14 protein-coding genes are annotated in these 17,036 nt (G+C 57.4%); 8 read left to right on the forward strand and 6 right to left on the reverse strand.

What is annotated here, in order from left to right; all coding sequences use genetic code 11:
- Nucleotides 1–83 precede the first annotated feature (83 nt).
- From HFD92_RS01745 to HFD92_RS21890, 3 genes are all read left to right on the forward strand, one after another.
- The gene (locus HFD92_RS01745) at nucleotides 84–1,703 is read left to right on the forward strand and encodes an ABC transporter substrate-binding protein (protein ID WP_150029542.1); all 1,620 of its coding nucleotides are present in this window, start codon (nucleotides 84–86) and stop codon (nucleotides 1,701–1,703) included.
- 118 nt (nucleotides 1,704–1,821) lie between these two features.
- Entirely contained in the window at nucleotides 1,822–2,805 is a 984-nt protein-coding gene (gene zntB, locus HFD92_RS01750; protein ID WP_009090042.1) for a zinc transporter ZntB, read from the forward strand.
- Between the two features lie 116 nt (nucleotides 2,806–2,921).
- Nucleotides 2,922–3,248, forward strand: coding sequence for a hypothetical protein (locus HFD92_RS21890; protein ID WP_140925444.1), 327 nt, complete (start codon nucleotides 2,922–2,924; stop codon nucleotides 3,246–3,248).
- Nucleotides 3,249–3,294: 46 nt separating this feature from the next.
- Here the strand turns inward: HFD92_RS21890 and ttcA are convergent, their stop codons facing one another.
- From ttcA to HFD92_RS01770, 3 genes are all read right to left on the reverse strand, one after another.
- Nucleotides 3,295–4,230 (reverse strand): tRNA 2-thiocytidine(32) synthetase TtcA, encoded by a 936-nt coding sequence (gene ttcA / locus HFD92_RS01760; protein WP_150029543.1) that lies wholly within the window; start codon nucleotides 4,228–4,230, stop codon nucleotides 3,295–3,297.
- Between the two features lie 1,093 nt (nucleotides 4,231–5,323).
- On the reverse strand, nucleotides 5,324–5,584 hold the full coding sequence (locus tag HFD92_RS01765) for a hypothetical protein (protein WP_167428158.1): 261 nt from the start codon (nucleotides 5,582–5,584) through the stop codon (nucleotides 5,324–5,326).
- A gap of 230 nt (nucleotides 5,585–5,814) precedes the next feature.
- Nucleotides 5,815–6,471: an MgtC/SapB family protein gene (locus tag HFD92_RS01770; protein ID WP_033736241.1), complete on the reverse strand. Its 657-nt coding sequence runs from the start codon at nucleotides 6,469–6,471 to the stop codon at nucleotides 5,815–5,817.
- A 184-nt stretch (nucleotides 6,472–6,655) separates the two neighbouring features.
- On the opposite strand from HFD92_RS01770, the gene HFD92_RS01775 reads away from it, so the two are divergent.
- Nucleotides 6,656–6,931, forward strand: coding sequence for a DUF333 domain-containing protein (locus HFD92_RS01775; RefSeq protein WP_009090053.1), 276 nt, complete (start codon nucleotides 6,656–6,658; stop codon nucleotides 6,929–6,931).
- Between the two features lie 31 nt (nucleotides 6,932–6,962).
- On the opposite strand, the gene HFD92_RS01780 is transcribed toward HFD92_RS01775, so the two are convergent.
- Nucleotides 6,963–7,955 (reverse strand): 2-hydroxyacid dehydrogenase, encoded by a 993-nt coding sequence (locus HFD92_RS01780; RefSeq protein ID WP_167428159.1) that lies wholly within the window; start codon nucleotides 7,953–7,955, stop codon nucleotides 6,963–6,965.
- A gap of 146 nt (nucleotides 7,956–8,101) precedes the next feature.
- Here HFD92_RS01780 and HFD92_RS01785 point away from each other — a divergent pair, with 146 nt between their 5' ends.
- From HFD92_RS01785 to HFD92_RS01795, 3 genes are read left to right on the forward strand one after another with little or no spacing between them, the layout of a single operon-like run.
- On the forward strand, nucleotides 8,102–10,732 hold the full coding sequence (locus HFD92_RS01785; protein ID WP_167428160.1) for a YdbH family protein: 2,631 nt from the start codon (nucleotides 8,102–8,104) through the stop codon (nucleotides 10,730–10,732).
- The gene (locus tag HFD92_RS01790; protein WP_009090058.1) at nucleotides 10,729–10,917 is read left to right on the forward strand and encodes a YnbE family lipoprotein; all 189 of its coding nucleotides are present in this window, start codon (nucleotides 10,729–10,731) and stop codon (nucleotides 10,915–10,917) included. The genes HFD92_RS01785 and HFD92_RS01790 overlap by 4 nt, the downstream gene beginning before the upstream one ends.
- Before the next feature lie 11 nt (nucleotides 10,918–10,928).
- On the forward strand, nucleotides 10,929–11,267 hold the full coding sequence (locus HFD92_RS01795; RefSeq protein WP_009090060.1) for a YdbL family protein: 339 nt from the start codon (nucleotides 10,929–10,931) through the stop codon (nucleotides 11,265–11,267).
- 64 nt (nucleotides 11,268–11,331) lie between these two features.
- Here the strand turns inward: HFD92_RS01795 and HFD92_RS01800 are convergent, their stop codons facing one another.
- Nucleotides 11,332–11,931, reverse strand: a complete 600-nt coding sequence (locus tag HFD92_RS01800) for an FMN-dependent NADH-azoreductase (RefSeq protein ID WP_009090062.1) — start codon at nucleotides 11,929–11,931, stop codon at nucleotides 11,332–11,334.
- Nucleotides 11,932–12,187: 256 nt separating this feature from the next.
- On the opposite strand from HFD92_RS01800, the gene hrpA reads away from it, so the two are divergent.
- Nucleotides 12,188–16,090, forward strand: a complete 3,903-nt coding sequence (hrpA, locus tag HFD92_RS01805; protein WP_167428161.1) for an ATP-dependent RNA helicase HrpA — start codon at nucleotides 12,188–12,190, stop codon at nucleotides 16,088–16,090.
- Nucleotides 16,091–16,144: 54 nt separating this feature from the next.
- On the opposite strand, the gene HFD92_RS01810 is transcribed toward hrpA, so the two are convergent.
- Nucleotides 16,145–16,954, reverse strand: a complete 810-nt coding sequence (locus tag HFD92_RS01810) for a serine protease (RefSeq protein WP_009090066.1) — start codon at nucleotides 16,952–16,954, stop codon at nucleotides 16,145–16,147.
- Between the last annotated feature and the right edge of the window lie 82 nt (nucleotides 16,955–17,036).

The following is a 17,036-nucleotide window of genomic DNA, read 5'->3' on the forward strand; positions in this document are numbered from 1 at the left end:
TCAGCGATTTGCGTTAAAGTGCCCTGCACAAGCTGCATCGCGATCGGCGTCGTGCAGCGCTTCTTTGGGGTAAAGGAGTGATTATGGTTAAAACCTTTCGCATGACGCTGGCCGCCATCAGTCTGAGCAGCCTCTTCACACCCGCCCTCGCGGCGAATCCACCCGCTGGCGCGCAGCTGGCTGAGCAGCAGCAGATCGTGCGTCATATCAAGGATGAACCCGCTTCGCTCGATCCGCTTAAAGCGGTCGGCCTGCCAGAGATTCAGGTCATTCGCGATCTCTTTGAAGGCCTCACCAATCAGGATGCGCACGGCAAAATCGTACCGGGCGTGGCACAGAGCTGGAGCAGCAGCGACAACAAAACCTGGATCTTCACGCTGCGCAACAACGCACGCTGGTCGAATGGCGAGCCGGTCACCGCGCAGGATTTTGTTTACAGCTGGCAGCGCCTTGTCGACCCTGAAAACAGTTCACCGTCGGCCTCGTTCGCCGCCTTGAGCGGTATTGAGAATGCGGCGGCGATCGCCAAAGGTCAGATGACCCCGGATAAGCTGGGCGTGGTGGCGCAGGATAACAGCCGCCTGAAGGTCACGCTCGATCGTCCGGTGCCGTGGTTCCCGGCGCTGGTGGCTAACGTGGCGCTCTTTCCGGTGCCGCAGAAGACCCTGGCGCAGCAGGGCGACAGCTGGACCGCGCCCGGTAAACTGGTCGGCAACGGGGCCTATCAGCTCAGCGAGCGCGTGGTAAATGAGAAAATTGTCCTGACGCGCAATCCGCACTACTGGGATGATGCCCATTCGGTTTTGACCCGGGTGACGTTTGTTCCGATCAACGAAGAGTCGAGTGCCACCAAGCGTTATCGCGCCAACGACATCGATATCACCGAATCTTTTCCCAAAGAGATGTATGGTCTGCTGAAGAAGAGTCTGCCGGGTGAGGTCTACACGCCTGACCAACTGGGCACCTATTACTATGCGTTTAATACGCAGAAGGGGCCGACCGCTGATGCGCGGGTGCGCAAAGCGCTCTCCTGGTCTATTGATCGCCGGATTATTGCGGAAAAAGTGCTGGGAACCGGTGAAAAACCCGCATGGCACTTTACCCCGGATGTCACCGCTGGCTTCAGGCCGCTGCCTTCTTTCCTGCAGCAACATGACCAGAACAATCTCAACGCGCAGGCAAAAGCACTGCTCACCGCAGCGGGCTATGGCCCGGGTAAACCGCTCAGGCTTAAGCTGCTTTATAACACCTCGGAGAGCCATCAGAAGATTGCTATCGCGGTGGCGTCTATGTGGAAAAAGAACCTTGGCGTGGATGTCTCGCTGGAAAATCAGGAGTGGAAAACCTACATCGACAGTCGTAACAGCGGCAACTTCGACGTGATCCGGGCATCCTGGGTCGGCGATTACAATGAGCCGTCCACCTTCCTGAATCTGCTGACCTCCGGCAACAGCAGCAACATTCCCCGCTTCAGCAACGCGGATTACGATGCCGTGCTGGCCAAAGCGAGTCGCGAGACCAGTGACGAGGCGCGCAACAGCGATTATAACCGCGCGGAACAGATTCTGGCGGATCAGGCACCCATCGCCCCGATCTATCAGTACACCAATGGCCGCCTGATTAAACCCTGGGTCAAAGGCTATCCCATCACTAACCCCGAAGATGTCGCCTATAGCCGCGAGCTCTGGATCGAGAAACATTAAGCCTCCGGTGGCTGTTCATCCGGCCACCGGCTGACATCTTTCTACACAGCCCGGAGATTGCAACTCATCGCCGCCACGCTAGACTGTATCGTATTGATTTTGATAGTGAGGGGACGGTGTGGACGTAATTGAAGGAAAAGCATTGCAGGTTTCAGACGCCATCATTTCCTGCCAGCTTGATGGCAAGGGCGGCATGATCCCGATCGCGGAAGATGAGGTGATTCAGTGCGAGCAGCCCTGCTGGCTGCATCTGAACTACACCCATCGTAAAAGCGCAGAGTGGCTGCAGTCGACGCCTCAAATTCCCGATGCCGTCCGTGATGCCCTGGCGGGTGACAGTATGCGTCCGCGCGTCAGCCGTCTGGGCGATGGCTTCATGATTGTGCTGCGCAGCGTTAACCACAACAGCGACGCGCGGCGTGACCAGCTGGTCGTGATGCGGGTCTTTATCAACGACAAGCTGATTGTTTCGACCCGCCGGCGCAAAGTCTCTGCCGTGGATGAAGTGCTGACCGACCTGCAGAACGGCAACGGCCCGATCGATTGCGGCAGCTGGCTGGTCGATGTCTGTGATGCCCTGACCGATCACACCAGCGAATTTATCGAAGAGTTGCATGACAAAATCATTGAGCTGGAGGATGCGCTGCTGGATCAGCGGATGCCCGCGCGGGGTGAGCTGGGTCTGCTGCGCAAACAGCTGATTGTGATGCGACGCTATATGGCCCCGCAGCGCGATGTCTATGCCCGGCTGGCGAGCGAAAAACTGGCCTGGATGGATGACAACGAACGGCGTCGGATGCAGGAGATTGCCGACAGGCTGGGACGCGGGCTGGATGACCTGGATGCCGGCGTGGCGCGAACCGCCATTCTGGCCGACGAGGTTGCCTCTGCTATGGCCGAATCGATGAACCGGCGCACTTATACCATGTCAGTCATGGCGATGATCTTCCTGCCAGCCACCTTCCTGACCGGTCTGTTCGGCGTCAACCTCGGCGGCATTCCGGGCGGAGAATGGCGATACGGCTTTTCCATTTTCTGCCTGCTACTGGTGGTTCTGGCTGTCGGCGTCGCCGGTTATCTGCGTAAACGGCACTGGCTGTAGCGCGACGGAGATGGGGCATCTCAGCACAGGCGCTGAAATTCGAGGAAAGGCGGCAAAAGCTGATCGATATCAAGAACCCGATGTCGCCGTTGACGCAAACTCTCTCCCGCAGGTGAATGCAACGTCAAGCGATGGGCGTTGCGCTCCATATTGTCTTACTTCCTGATTTAGAATTAATGCATAGCACATTTAATTCGAAACATGCCGGCCAGTGCGCCGGCTTTTTTTTGCCTGGCTGGCTGGAACGCCGTTCCTTACCTAAGCTTAAAGTCCATTCGCAAGAAAAGGAGTACGGCATGAGCGCGATTTATAACAGCGAGCCGATCCCCACGGATCCGACCCCGATTCCTGACCCGATCCCCCATCCGCAACCTCAGCCCGATCCGCCGACGGATCCGGAATTTCCGCCGATAATGGATCCACCGCCACACCGCAACATATAAAAAAAGGGCGTGCTGCCAGCAGCACGCCCTTCTGTTTATGCGGCATTTACTTAATCTGAAGCACATCCAGACGTGCGCCTGTGACAGGGGCATCTTCATCATCGAGCCGCCAGCCTGCCGGCTGTAACGGCAGCGTTTCGCGGTCAAAGGCGATATCGCCCCCGTCCACCACCGCATCGCCATGTTTGATGCCTTTGAAGTCGAACAGACTGACATCGGCGAGGTGCGACGGCACGACATTCTGCATCGCACTGAACATCGTTTCGATACGGCCCGGGTAGCGCTTATCCCAGTCACGCAGCATATCGGCTACCACCTGACGCTGCAGGTTTGGCTGAGAACCGCAGAGGTTGCAGGGGATAATCGGGAACTGACGCGCTTCCGAGAAACGGATGATATCTTTTTCACGGCAGTAGGCCAGCGGGCGGATCACAATCTGCTTGCCATCGTCGCTCATCAGCTTCGGTGGCATGCCTTTCATTTTCCCGCCATAGAACATGTTGAGGAACAGCGTCTGCAGAATGTCATCGCGGTGGTGGCCCAGCGCAATTTTCGTGCAGCCCAGCTCCGTGGCAACGCGGTACAGAATGCCACGGCGCAGGCGTGAGCAGAGAGAGCAGGTGGTTTTCCCTTCCGGAATCTTCTCTTTGACGATGGAGTAGGTATCTTCTTCGATAATCCGGTACTCCACACCCTGAGACTCCAGATAGGCCGGGAGAATATGCTCAGGGAAGCCAGGCTGCTTCTGGTCCAGGTTAACGGCAATCAGGCTGAAACTGACCGGGGCGCTTTTTTGCAGACTGCGCAGAATTTCCAGCATGGTATAGCTGTCTTTTCCGCCCGACAGGCAGACCATGATGCGGTCACCTTCTTCGATCATATTGAAATCTGCAATGGCTTCGCCGACATGACGGCGCAGGCGTTTCTGCAGTTTATTGAGGTTGTACTGTTCTTTCTTGTCAACCGTTTGATTATCTTGCATTTTTACCTATCTCTAAAACCAGAAAGCGTAGCCTGAGGGCAAATCAACGTGCGCATTCAGCCAGCCACTTCTCTGCGGTGTCACGAATATGCAGCGTATGGTACGGATTGTTGCCGCGAATGCCAGTGCCGGAGTGAAGTAATCCATGGATCAAGACGCCAGAGTTCACCTTCCGCACGTTGCGTAAAGGCAAACGGGGAGAGAAAGGGATGTTGCAGCATTTCGCAGTGGCGCATGCGGAGGAGAAAAGTCAGCGTTACGTCCTCAGCTGGCGGGGACCTCTTTCCACTGACAGTCGATTTCATCACTGTGCGAGGAGCAGGAGGGGGATGAAGCCTGGTCAGTCGCGGTTCGCGCGCTATCGTTCTTTGTCGCGCAGCCTGCGATCATAAAAATGAAGGGGAGGATTAACAGATATTTCATTGACGCCACCGGTTCAGCAAATTAACCAGCATGAGCAGGTAAAGATCAATCAGACATAAACAGGCACTATTATATCGGGAGTGAAATTTGACCCATATCAAATTTAAATATTTTGCTTTTTAAATCGGGCGTTCTGCGTGAGTCAGGCTGGGACAGATTAAACGGAGTGATCTGAAAGTCGCACGCGGTTTAATCTGTGTTGAGCGGAAAAGCTTATAATCAGCTTCATCGACAGGCTGGATTAATGGCCTGAATCGAACGCTCTGTTAATTTCAGACTGCACTTTGTTATCTGGAAAAAGAAATAGTAAACAGTCAGTTGTCTATTGCTTAAGAACGTCTTCACCGGATAAAAAAGCATAACGTCAGGCTGGGGTTTATCCAACGTAAAATCAACAGACAGACATCCGGGGCGTCGTTTCGCACATTTCGGCAATACAGCGGAACAAAGGAACCGTTTAATATCCCGCTGTGCAATCAGGTTAAAAAAGGAGTGGTGATTAACCGCGATGAGAAAGCCGGATGACGATCACAAAATAAAAAAGTCTGGTGTGAAATTTTTCATGACGCTGCTGCTTTTTTTAATCTGTTATGTCGCCGTAATGTATGGTGGCGTTCTGCTGCTGCTGAACCGGCACGGCTTACTCCATTTTCTGCTGCACTGAATTTAATTAGCCGCAGGCTTTAAAGATCCAGCGATAGGCATGGTGTAAAAAATGCCTGAGTACGCCAAGAATGTTTTCAGCGCCTTCCTCAGCCAGACATTGTCCGGTTTCAAGCGCATTATTCACTGAGTTGCGATGGTCCAGAATCATGATAATGGCCACCGCAGCCGCGAGCAGGATAACCGTCAGCAGGCTTAGCCCGCGCCAGTTGCTTTTACGTGCGGTCGCGGACAGGGCATTGTCTGAAGGGTCAGAGTCAGGGCGCATTGGTCTCCGGCTGTCATCATTTCGCTGATAAATAATACCGGATTATGTCATTAATTTCTGACCGGCTCCATGTGTCAGGTCAGGGGGATGGTCATTCTGAAGGGTGACAATGGATCAGGCTGTTAACAACGTCGGCAGCAGGCAAGGGGAGCGCCATCGTCTGCGCCGACATTTTCAGGGTATGAAACCCACCGGGCTGGCGCACCGGCCCGGTGAGACAGGAGAGATGCTCACATCATCTCCAGCGACTGTACCCCTTTAATCTCCATCACCTTATCGTAAAGATGCGCGTCATTTGACCTGCGCGACAGCGTAACCTGCACGCTGAGTTCACACAGTCCGCTTTCCTGATCGCGATTGATCACCGTCACGTTGCCGTAGCGGATGCCTTCCCGCTGCATCACCAGCAGTACCAGCGGCACACTCTTCGGCTTCAGGAAAACCAGCAGAGTATGGTGTTTACCGATTAAAACGTGGCTCAGACGGCGGAACACTTCCAGCACGACCAGCGCCAGTACGGTGCCATAGATGCCGATCTCATACATGCCGCTGCCGATGACCAGGCCAATCGCTGCGGTTACCCATAAACCCGCCGCCGTGGTTAAGCCTTTCACCACCTGCTTCTGGATCATGATGGTACCCGCGCCAAGGAAGCCCATGCCGCTGACCACCTGCGCCGCAATACGGCTGGGGTCCAGCGCGACATGGTCGCTGTTCAGCATATCGGCAAAGCCATATTTCGACACCAGCATGAACATCGCACTGCCGATCCCGACCAGGATGTGGGTGCGAAGTCCGGCTTCTTTGGCCCGCATCTGCCGCTCCAGGCCGATGAGGCCGCCTAGAATACCGGCCAGCGCAATGCGAATTAACATATCCATTAACATGGCTTTACTCCGAAATAAGGGGGGCCGGAAAAGGGTGACAGTTCAGTGTTACCAGGTAAACAAGATAATTCTGCTTGCAAAACACGCCGCAGAAATTTGTAAAAAGCTGTTTCACCTCTCGACCCCTTGTGCTGCCTGACATATGCTGAGCCAGCCTATTATCCCAATTCCCGGAGTCCGACTGATGAAAGCAGCCACCTTTTTGCTGGCCGGTGCCGCGTTATTCCTCTCTGCCTGCAGCAGCCACAGTGATGATAACGAGCCACCGCAACAAGCCACCGCCGCCCATGTTCAGCCCCGCGTGGTGATGTCTTCTCTGGCAGAAAGCACCTGTGAAAATGCAGGCGGAACCCTCGCTTTTTCGCATCAGCTGGATGGATCCCGGGTGGGGATGTGTCAGTTAGTGAACGGGCGTCGTTGTGATGAGCAGGCGCTGATCGGCGGGCACTGCGCGCGCTGATAGACAGGCCGGATTGCTCCGGCCCGCACCCTCAGACGGAGAGTCGGTTCGGGCAGTGTTCACCGCGATCGAGCTGACTGAGATTGCTTAACGTGGTTTCAGAAATGGCGGTCAGGGCTTCGGCGGTTAAAAACGCCTGATGACCGGTGAAGAGCACGTTATGGCACGCCGACAGACGGCGGAAGACATCGTCCTGAATCACATCATTCGACTTATCTTCAAAGAACAGGTCGCGTTCGTTCTCATAAACATCCATGCCGAGCGCGCCAATCTTCTGCTGCTTCAGCGCATCAATCGCCGCCTGTGAATCGATCAGACCACCGCGGCTGGTATTGATAATCATGACGCCGTCACGCATCTGGCTGAACGCCTCGGCATTGAGCAGATGGTGATTTTCCGGCGTCAGCGGGCAGTGCAGCGTAATGACGTGCGACTCCGCAAACAGCGTCTTCAGATCGACATACTCCGCGCCAAGTTCCAGCGCCTGCTCGCTCGGCCAGGGATCAAACGCCAGCAGCCGCATGCCAAAGCCTTTCAGGATGCGCATGGTCGCAATGCCGATTTTACCGGTGCCTATCACGCCCGCCGTTTTGTTATGCATGTTAAAGCCGGTCAGGCCGTCGAGTGAAAAGTTCGCGTCACGGGTGCGCTGATAGGCGCGATGAATACGGCGGTTCAGCGTCATCATCAGGCCGATAGCATGCTCCGCGACCGCTTCCGGCGAATAGGCGGGCACACGCACCACCTCCAGGCCCAGCTCTTTTGCAGCGTCCAGATCGACATTATTAAAACCGGCACAGCGCAGCGCGATATACTTCACTCCCAGCGCGGCCAGCTCTTCCAGCACCGGTCGGCTGCCATCATCATTGACAAAGATGCAGACCGCATCGCAATCCACTGCCGTTTTTGCGGTGCTTTCAGTGAGTAAAAAGTCGAAGAACACCAGTTCAAAGCCGAACTGCTGATTGACCTGCTCAAGGTATTTCTGATCGTAATGCTTGGTGCTGTAAACCGCGATCTTCATCGTTGTGCTCCTGCAGAGGTGATAGACCAAGGATAACGTTTTCTGACGGACTTTGCTGAAACCGCTGAAATGCGTCCGGGGCAGACCTTCACCTCGCGCAATTTACATGCCATCATCATGGTCAGGATAGGGTGAGGAAAAGGATTATGGCTTTTATGCCACGGAGAGTCCGGCGGCGGCTGGCGGCTATTCTGGCGCTGATTCTGCTGCTGCTCGGCCTGATGTTAACAGTGACACAGTGGCTGCCCCGGCTGGTCGGGATCTGGCTGCCGCAGGAGACCCGCATTGAGCTGTCTGGCGCACCGCGCTGGCGGGAGGGAGGCCTGTGGTTGCCAGAAATTCGTTATCTGGCGGGCGACTGTACGCTGGCAACGGTTGAAGCCGTCTCGCTGGGCTGGCATCAGTCGCGCTGGAAACTTAACGCGTCCGCGCTGACGCTGGACAGCGCCTGTCTGCAAAAACTGCCGGCGGACGACGACAATCCCGGTTCGCCCAGAACGCTGGCCGAATGGCAGGCAATGCTGCCGGGTGCCGATGTCCATCTGGATAAGCTGACGGTGGCCCCGTGGCAGACCTACGCGGGTGCACTGGATCTCACGCTGGAAAAAGATCGCCAGCGTCTGACTTATCGGGGTGACAATCTGCAGCTGGCGGCAACGCTGACCGGTCAGCAGCTGGCAGTCGATCATCTGACGCTGACCCATCCGGCACTCTCTGAACCCATCACCCTCAAGGGTCATCTTGAACTTCCCACCTTTGCCAGTGACCTGCCGGTAAATGGCGAGGTGGCCGGACAACTGGCGCTGGCTGCGCTGCCGCATCCGCTTCAGCTCAGCCTCAACTGGCAGCAGCAGCAGGGCGTAGTCGTCGCAACGACGGCGGAACAGGATCGCCCGCTTCTGCGTCTGCCCTGGCAGATCAGTCGCGACCAGATTCAGATTGAGAAGGGGGAATATTACTGGCCGTTCGCCGCTCAGCCGCTCTCCGGCTTTGTTAACCTGACGCTGGAGAACTGGCAGTCGGGGCTTGAACAGAGCCAGATCAGCGGACGCCTCAATCTGCTGACCCGGGGGCGCGGCGGCAAGGGCAACGTTGTGCTGGGTCTCGGCCCCGGCCACCTCAGCCTGACAGAGAGCCATCTGCCGTTTCAGCTGACCGGCGAAAGTAAGCTGGCGGATCTGCAACTCTACGGCTCCATTCCGGGCGTGCTCAGCGGGTCACTCCTCGATCCTCAGCTGCAACTCCAGCCTAAATCGCTGCTGCGCCTGCGGGGCCGCCTGCTCTCCACGCTGGAGGTGGACGAGGCGCGCTGGCCGCTGGCGGGCGTGCGCCTCTCATCGCAGGGAATTGATGGCCGTCTGCAGGCGATTCTTAACGCGCACGATGCCAGTTTTGGCCGTTTCCGGCTGCATCTCGATGGGCGTGCCAGCGACTTCTGGCCTGATAAGGGCGAATGGAACTGGCGCTACTGGGGCGGAGGCGAGATGCTGCCGCTTCAGGCACGCTGGGATGTCAAAGGCACGGGCGGCTGGCACGATACGCTGATCCATCTGGATACGCTCTCCACCGGGTTTAATCAGCTGGCCTACGGCAGTGTCAACGTCGCCAGTCCGCGTCTGACGCTCACTGAACCCGTTAACTGGCAGCGCGATGCGGCCCACCCGGCGTTTAATGGCCATTTCCGGCTGCAGGCGGGCGAGACCCGGTTCAGCTATGGCGGCAGGCTGGCTGATTCAACGCTCGATTTCGAGGCGAAAGGCCGCGACCCCGGCGACTTTATCTGGCGGGGCAGCCTGAATGCCGGCAGGATTGGCCCGCTGCGGGTCAATGGTCGCTGGGATGGCGAACGGCTGCGCGGTCAGGCCTGGTGGCCGTCACAGTCGCTCCGGGTGTTTCAGCCGTTAATCAGCCCGGACATGAAAATGCAGATTCAGGATGGTCAGCTGCAGGCGCAGTTCGCCTTTTCCGCTGCTCCCGATCAGGGTTTTCAGGCCGGTGGACACTGGTCGGTGAAGCAGGGCAGCGTCTGGACGCCGGACAGCCAGATCAATGGTATCGACTTCTCACTGCCCTTTCGCTTCAGGGCCGGGCAGTGGCAGTTTGGTCAGCATGGCCCGGTTTCCCTGCGCATTGCCGAGGTAAAAAACCAGTTTGCCATGCAGAATATCCGTGCCGATCTGCAGGGCAGCTGGCCGTGGAGCGAAGCCGCGCCGCTGAGGTTGCAGGATGTCAGTCTGGAACTCCTCGGCGGGCAGATTACGCTGCCCGCATTGCAGATGCCACAGCATGAGCCTGCGCGGGTAACGCTGCGTCAAATCAGCCTCAGCGAGCTGGTGACCGCACTGAAGCCTAAGCAGTTCGCCATGTCGGGACGGGTTAACGGTGAACTGCCGCTGTGGCTCAATAATCCCCGCTGGCTGGTCGAGAAAGGGTGGATAGCCAACAGCGGCCCTCTGACCTTCCGGCTGGACAACGATATGGCGGATGCGATTACCCGTAATAACGTCGCCACTGGCGCGGCGCTGGACTGGCTACGCTATATGGAGATCTCCCGCAGCTGGGCGACGATTAATCTGGATAACCTCGGCGACCTGAGCATGACGGCAGAGGTGCAGGGCGTCAGCCGGTTCAGCAACCGTCGTCAGACGGTGAATCTTAACTACCATCATCAGGAAAATCTGTTTCAGCTCTGGCGCAGCCTGCGCTTTGGCGATAATTTGCAATCCTGGCTGGAACAACACGCGACTTTGCCATCGAACAAGGACACTTCACCATGAGCCTGAGGGCACTACTGGTTTTGGCAGCCGGACTGCTGAGCATCGGCTGCGTGCCGCGCATTGAGGTTACGGCACCCAAAGATCCCATCACCATCAATATGAACGTAAAAATTGAGCATGAGATCCACATCAAGGTGGATAAAGACGTGGAAGCGTTACTGAAAAACCAGAGCGGTCTGTTCTGAGGAGAGCACGTATGAGACGCAAAAGCGCGGCGCTGCTACTCGCGCTGATGATGATGCAGCCCGCCTGGGCGCTGACGCTGGATCAGGCCCGGCAGTCGGGGCTGGTGGGCGAAACGCTCTCCGGCTACCTCGCGGCGCGCGCCGGAGACAGCGAAACGCAGGCCCTGGTGCAGCGCATCAACGCCGGACGGCATCAGCAATATCAGCGGCTGGCAGAACAGAACAATCTCTCCACGGCGGATATCGCCAGCATTGCCGGGCAGAAACTGGTGAGCCGGGCGGCGGTGGGGGAATATGTGCGGGGCATTAACGGTCAGTGGCTGAGAAAAGAGGCTCCGGGCACGCCCTAAGCCGTAAAAAAAACCGGGCGCGTGGCCCGGTTGATTGTGCGTCTCATCCTGAGATGAGCGCCTTTTAAGCGGTGACGATCTGTTTGATCGCGTCTTTCGCTTCAGCGGTCGCTTTGCTGGCCACTTCTGGACCGTAGGCGATACCTTCAGCAAACACGAACTCAACGTCAGTGATGCCGATGAAGCCCAGGAACAGCTTAACGTATGGCGTCAGCAGATCGGTCGGGGTGTCTTTGTGAATCCCGCCACGGCTGGTGATCACAACCGCTTTTTTCCCTTTAACCAGACCTTCCGGGCCTGCTTCGGTGTAGCGGAACGTCACGCCTGCACGGGCAATCAGGTCGAAATAGTTTTTCAGCTGGGTCGGGATGTTGAAATTGTACATCGGTGCCGCAATAACCACTTCGTCATGTGCCTGCAGTTCTTCAATCAGCGCGTTGGAGAGATCCAGCGCTTCCTGCTGACGCGGAGACAGCGGCGTGTCAGAAGGACGCATAGCACCGACCAGTTCACCATCCAGAACCGGAATCGGGTTCGCCGCCAGATCACGAACGGTCACGTCTTTACCCTGGGCTTTTGCCTGTTCAACGTAGAAGTCAGCAAGCTGGCCTGATTGTGAGTAGCCTGCGAGGATGCTTGATTTCAGAACTAAAACTTTGCTCATGGTGATTTCCTGTCTGTAACGCGGAAGGGTTTCCGCTCAATGGTTTACACTCTACGGTTATCAATGGCGCGGTGAAAGCGCAATATTTCGAGAGCTATGTTCGAATTTATTGAATAAGCGTAACCGGGGCACGTCCCCGGAACAGTTCAGAATGTGCTATTATGCGCGCAATTATTTTCACTGAATCAGCTGGTTATCCCGGCGTCCAGGGCGCTGTTTCTGCAGCGACACTGTCTGAGTAAGGTACGTCACTATTATGTCATCTCCCGATACGTCTCCACTGACCGCGCTCCGGGCCCGGCTCGACGGCTTAATGCTTCGCGATCGCCAGCGGCTGCAGCGCCGTCTGCAGGGGGCCAGAAAAGTCAAAAGCCCCGAGGCACAACAGGGCATAGCCCGCGAGCTGGAGCAGGACGTTTTCGCCGCTGAACAGCGTGTCGCCCAGCGGCGCGCGGCGACGCCAGCCATCACCTTCCCGGACAATCTGCCTGTCAGCCAGAAACAGCAGGATATCGCTGACGCGATTCGCGATCACCAGGTCGTGATTGTTGCCGGGGAAACCGGCTCCGGCAAAACCACTCAGCTGCCGAAAATCTGTCTGGCGCTGGGGCGCGGCGTGACCGGATTGATTGGTCACACCCAGCCCCGTCGCCTGGCGGCACGCACCGTGGCCAATCGCATCGCCGATGAGCTGAACACCTCGCCCGGCGGCTGTGTCGGCTATAAAGTGCGGTTTAATGACCAGGTCAGCGAGCTGACCCAGGTCAAACTGATGACCGATGGGATCCTGCTGGCGGAGATCCAGCAGGATCGCCTGCTGATGCAATATGACACCATCATCATCGACGAAGCGCACGAGCGCAGCCTGAATATCGACTTCCTGCTCGGTTATCTGCGTGAGCTGCTGCCGCGGCGTCCCGATCTCAAGGTGATCATCACCTCTGCGACCATCGACCCGCAGCGTTTCTCGCGGCATTTCAACAATGCGCCGGTTATCGAAGTCTCCGGCCGCACCTTCCCGGTGGAAGTGCGCTACCGGCCGGTGGTTGAAGAGGCGGAGGATGGCGACCGCGACCAGCTGCAGGCGATCTTTGATGCCGTCGATGAACTCGGACAGGAGAGCCGGGGCGATATTCTGATCTTCATGAGCGGCGAGCGCGAAATCCGCGATACCGCCGACGCGCTGAATAAACGCGACCTGCCCCACACTGAAGTGCTGCCGCTGTATGCACGACTGTCGAACGCCGAACAGAACCGGGTGTTTCAGTCACACAGTGGCCGCCGCATCGTGCTGGCCACCAACGTGGCGGAAACCTCGCTGACGGTGCCCGGCATCAAATATGTGATTGACCCCGGCACTGCGCGTATCAGCCGCTACAGCTTCCGCACCAAAGTGCAGCGTCTGCCGATTGAGCCGATTTCTCAGGCCTCGGCCAATCAGCGTAAAGGACGATGCGGACGTGTTTCCGACGGTATCTGTATCCGCCTCTACTCGGAAGAGGATTTCCTGAGTCGTCCGGCCTTTACTGACCCCGAAATTCTGCGCACCAACCTGGCGTCGGTGATCCTGCAGATGACCTCGCTGGGGCTAGGCGATATCGCGGCGTTCCCCTTTGTGGAAGCGCCCGATAAGCGCAATATTCAGGATGGTATCCGCCTGCTCGAAGAGCTGGGCGCGCTGACGCTGAATGAAGAGACGGGTCACTACACCCTCACCGGCTCCGGGCGACAGCTGGCGCAGTTGCCGGTCGATCCGCGCCTGGCGCGAATGGTGCTGGAGGCGCAGCGGCTGGGCTGTGTGCGCGAAGTGATGATCATCACTGCGGGCCTGTCGATTCAGGACCCGCGCGAGCGTCCGGCAGAGAAGAAGCAGGCCTCTGATGAAAAACACCGGCGCTTTGCTGACAAAGATTCCGATTTCCTGGCCTATGTCAATCTTTGGAACTATCTGGCGGAGCAGCAGAAAGCCCTGTCCGGCAACCTGTTCCGACGCCAGTGCAAAAGCGACTTTCTCAACTATCTGCGCGTGCGGGAGTGGCAGGATATCTACACCCAGCTGCGGCAGGTGGTGCGCGAACTGGGTATTCCGGTCAACAGCGAACCGGCCCCGTTACAGCAGGTTCACTGTGCGCTGTTGAGTGGTCTGCTGTCGCACATCGGACAGAAAGATGCCGACAAGCAGGAGTACACCGGCGCGCGCAATACCCGCTTCGCCATCTTCCCCGGCTCCGGGCTGTTTAAGAAGCCGCCGAAGTGGACCATGGTGGCAGAGCTGGTCGAAACCAGCCGCCTCTGGGGGCGGACGGCGGGACGCATTGAGCCGGAGTGGATTGAACCGCTGGCGCAGCATCTGACGAAGCGCAGCTATAGCGAACCGCACTGGGAGAAATCGCAGGGGGCGGTGATGGCAACCGAGAAGGTCACGCTCTATGGCCTGCCGATTGTTGCCGCGCGCAAGGTCAACTACGGCAGTATCGATCCCACCCTGAGCCGCGAACTCTTTATCCGCCACGCCCTCGTCGAGGGCGACTGGCAGACGCGTCACGCTTTCTTCCGCGCCAATCAGAAACTGCGCAGCGAAGTGGAAGATCTGGAGCATAAATCCCGTCGCCGCGACATTCTGGTCGATGACGAAACGCTGTTTGCTTTTTATGATCAGCGTATCGGCAAAGAGGTGGTCTCGGCCAGACATTTTGACAGCTGGTGGAAACGGGCCAGCCGCGATAACGCCGACCTGCTCAACTTCGACAGGCAGATGCTGATCAAAGAGGGCGCGGACAAGGTCAGTCAGCTCGACTATCCCAACTTCTGGCATCAGGGCAACCTGAAACTGAAGCTGAGTTACCAGTTCGAGCCAGGCGCAGATGCCGATGGCGTGACGGTCCATATACCGCTGCCGTTGCTGAATCAGGTTGAGGATAGCGGCTTTGAATGGCAGATCCCCGGCGTGCGCCGTGAGCTGATTATTGCGCTGATTAAGTCGCTGCCGAAACCGCTGCGCCGCCATCTGGTGCCTGCTCCTAACTACGCCGAGGCGTTTCTGGGAAGGGTGACGGCGATGGAGATGCCGCTGGCAGATGCGCTGGCGCGCGAGTTTCGCCGCATGACCGGCGTTACGCTGGAGCGGGAGAACTGGCAGTGGGAACAGGTGCCCGATCATCTGAAAATGACCTTCCGGGTAGTCGACGAGCACAACCGTAAACTGCTGGAAGGCAAGGACCTCACCGCGCTCAAGGCCCAGCTGAAGGACAAGGTGCAGGAGACGCTGTCGAAAGTGGCCGATGACGGGCTGGAACAGAGCGGGCTGCATCTCTGGAGCTTTGGCGAACTGCCTCGCAGCTATGAACAGAAGCGCGGCAGTTACCAGGTGAAAGCCTGGCCTGCGCTGGTGGATGAAAAAGAGAGCGTCGCGATCCGCCTGTTTGACAGTGAGCAGGAGCAGCAAAAAATGATGTGGCGTGGCCAGCGTCGTCTGCTGCTGCTGAATGTGCCGTCGCCGGTGAAGTATCTGCACGAGAAGTTACCGAACAAGGCCAAACTCGGACTCTACTTTAACCCCTATGGCAAAGTGCTGGAGCTGATCGACGACTGCATCGCCTGCGGCATCGATAAACTGATGGGGGAGGCGGGCGGCCCTGCCTGGGATCAGGCCTCGTTCGAGCAGCTGCGTGACAAAGTCCGCGGTGAGCTTAATGAGACCGTGGTGACGATAGCTAAGCAGGTAGAGCAGATTCTGACGGCGGTCTTTAACATCAATAAACGGCTGAAAGGCCGGGTGGATATGACCATGGCGCTGGCGCTGTCCGATATCAAAGCGCAGTTAAACGGACTGGTCTATCGGGGCTTTGTCACCGGCAACGGCTGGCAGCGACTGGCCGACACGCTGCGTTATCTGCAGGGCATTGAGCGGCGACTGGAGAAACTGCCTGCCGACCCGCACAGCGATCGGGCGCGGATGCTGAAAGTTCAGGCGGTGGAACAGGCGTACCAAGGGTGGCGCAACAAGCTGCCGCCGCAGCGTCAGGATGATGAAGAGGTGCTCAGCATTCGCTGGATGATTGAAGAGCTGCGCATCAGCTACTTTGCTCAGCAGCTGGGTACGCCTTATCCGATCTCGGATAAGCGTATTCTGCAGACGATGGAGCAGATAGCGGGCTGAAAGCCGGGTGCGCACGGAGCGTGTGCACCCGACAGCCGCTCAGGCTACACGCAATTACTGCGCGAGGGATTCCAGCTTATCTTTAAATGAGGTGACCGCAATCGCGCGGTTGTCCGCCAGATAGCGATCCTTTGCCGCGGGAGCGGAGCTCTGCACCGCAATCAGCTGCCAGCCTTTGTCGCTGTTGAGCAGCAGCGGTGAACCGCTGTCGCCGGGCAGGGTATCGCACTGATGTGACAGCACGGCGCGCTGCGCCCAGCCGGTAATCAGACAGTTGCTGTGGGAATAGAGGGTATCCAGGTGATCGGCCGGATAGCCCGCCTGCGTCACTTTACGGCCGGTCAGCTTCAGGGCGGCCGTCAGGTCGCTGCGCGAGCCCTCAAACAGCGGGATAGGGGTAATGGCCGACGGTGGATTGCGTAATATCACAATGCCATAGTCATACGGCGCCGCACTGCTCGGCACGATCCAGCCTTCACCATCCGCCTTTAACTTGGAGGCCAGCGAGGGCTCAACCCGCGCATCAATGTCATGCAGTTCATAGCGCCAGCCTTTGTCGCTGGCCATAAAACGCAGCGCAACCGGCTTATCAAAGTTACCCGGCGGGGCGAGCAGACAGTGTCCGGCCGTCAGCGCCAGATGGGGAGAGATGAGCGTGGCTGTACAGAGGTTACCGCTTTCTGTTTCGAGCTGACCAATCGCATCCCAGGGAGCAGCGGTGATATCCGTGATTGCCTGGCGATGATCCTTGCCGAAGAACAGCATCTTAATTTCAGCCGGTGTCGGCGAATCATCGTCATCATCGGCATGAACCGTCGTGGCAAAGCTGAAAAGTCCAACCATTAACAAGGTAGCCAGGCGCATAGAAATCTCAATGGCGAGAAAATAGACGTTATTGTTATCACGTAAGAACGATAACTATAGTCGGTGAGCGTTAAAAAAGGGA

Source organism: Pantoea sp. EKM101V (genome assembly GCF_011800325.1).
GTDB lineage: Bacteria > Pseudomonadota > Gammaproteobacteria > Enterobacterales > Enterobacteriaceae > Pantoea > Pantoea anthophila.

Bases quoted from the DNA above. Each gene is read 5' to 3' on its own strand.
- HFD92_RS01745 (WP_150029542.1), top strand. From the start codon at position 84: ATGGTTAAAACCTTTCGCATGACGCTGGCCGCCATCAGTCTGAGCAGC.
- HFD92_RS01770 (WP_033736241.1), bottom strand. From the start codon at position 6,471: ATGTTAATGGATATGTTAATTCGCATTGCGCTGGCCGGTATTCTAGGC.
- HFD92_RS01800 (WP_009090062.1), bottom strand. From the start codon at position 11,931: ATGAGCAAAGTTTTAGTTCTGAAATCAAGCATCCTCGCAGGCTACTCA.
- HFD92_RS01810 (WP_009090066.1), bottom strand. From the start codon at position 16,954: ATGCGCCTGGCTACCTTGTTAATGGTTGGACTTTTCAGCTTTGCCACG.
- HFD92_RS01785 (WP_167428160.1), top strand. From the start codon at position 8,102: ATGGCTTTTATGCCACGGAGAGTCCGGCGGCGGCTGGCGGCTATTCTG.
- ttcA (WP_150029543.1), bottom strand. From the start codon at position 4,230: ATGCAAGATAATCAAACGGTTGACAAGAAAGAACAGTACAACCTCAAT.
- HFD92_RS01780 (WP_167428159.1), bottom strand. From the start codon at position 7,955: ATGAAGATCGCGGTTTACAGCACCAAGCATTACGATCAGAAATACCTT.
- HFD92_RS01775 (WP_009090053.1), top strand. From the start codon at position 6,656: ATGAAAGCAGCCACCTTTTTGCTGGCCGGTGCCGCGTTATTCCTCTCT.
- HFD92_RS21890 (WP_140925444.1), top strand. From the start codon at position 2,922: ATGCAACGTCAAGCGATGGGCGTTGCGCTCCATATTGTCTTACTTCCT.
- hrpA (WP_167428161.1), top strand. From the start codon at position 12,188: ATGTCATCTCCCGATACGTCTCCACTGACCGCGCTCCGGGCCCGGCTC.
- HFD92_RS01765 (WP_167428158.1), bottom strand. From the start codon at position 5,584: ATGCGCCCTGACTCTGACCCTTCAGACAATGCCCTGTCCGCGACCGCA.
- HFD92_RS01795 (WP_009090060.1), top strand. From the start codon at position 10,929: ATGAGACGCAAAAGCGCGGCGCTGCTACTCGCGCTGATGATGATGCAG.
- HFD92_RS01790 (WP_009090058.1), top strand. From the start codon at position 10,729: ATGAGCCTGAGGGCACTACTGGTTTTGGCAGCCGGACTGCTGAGCATC.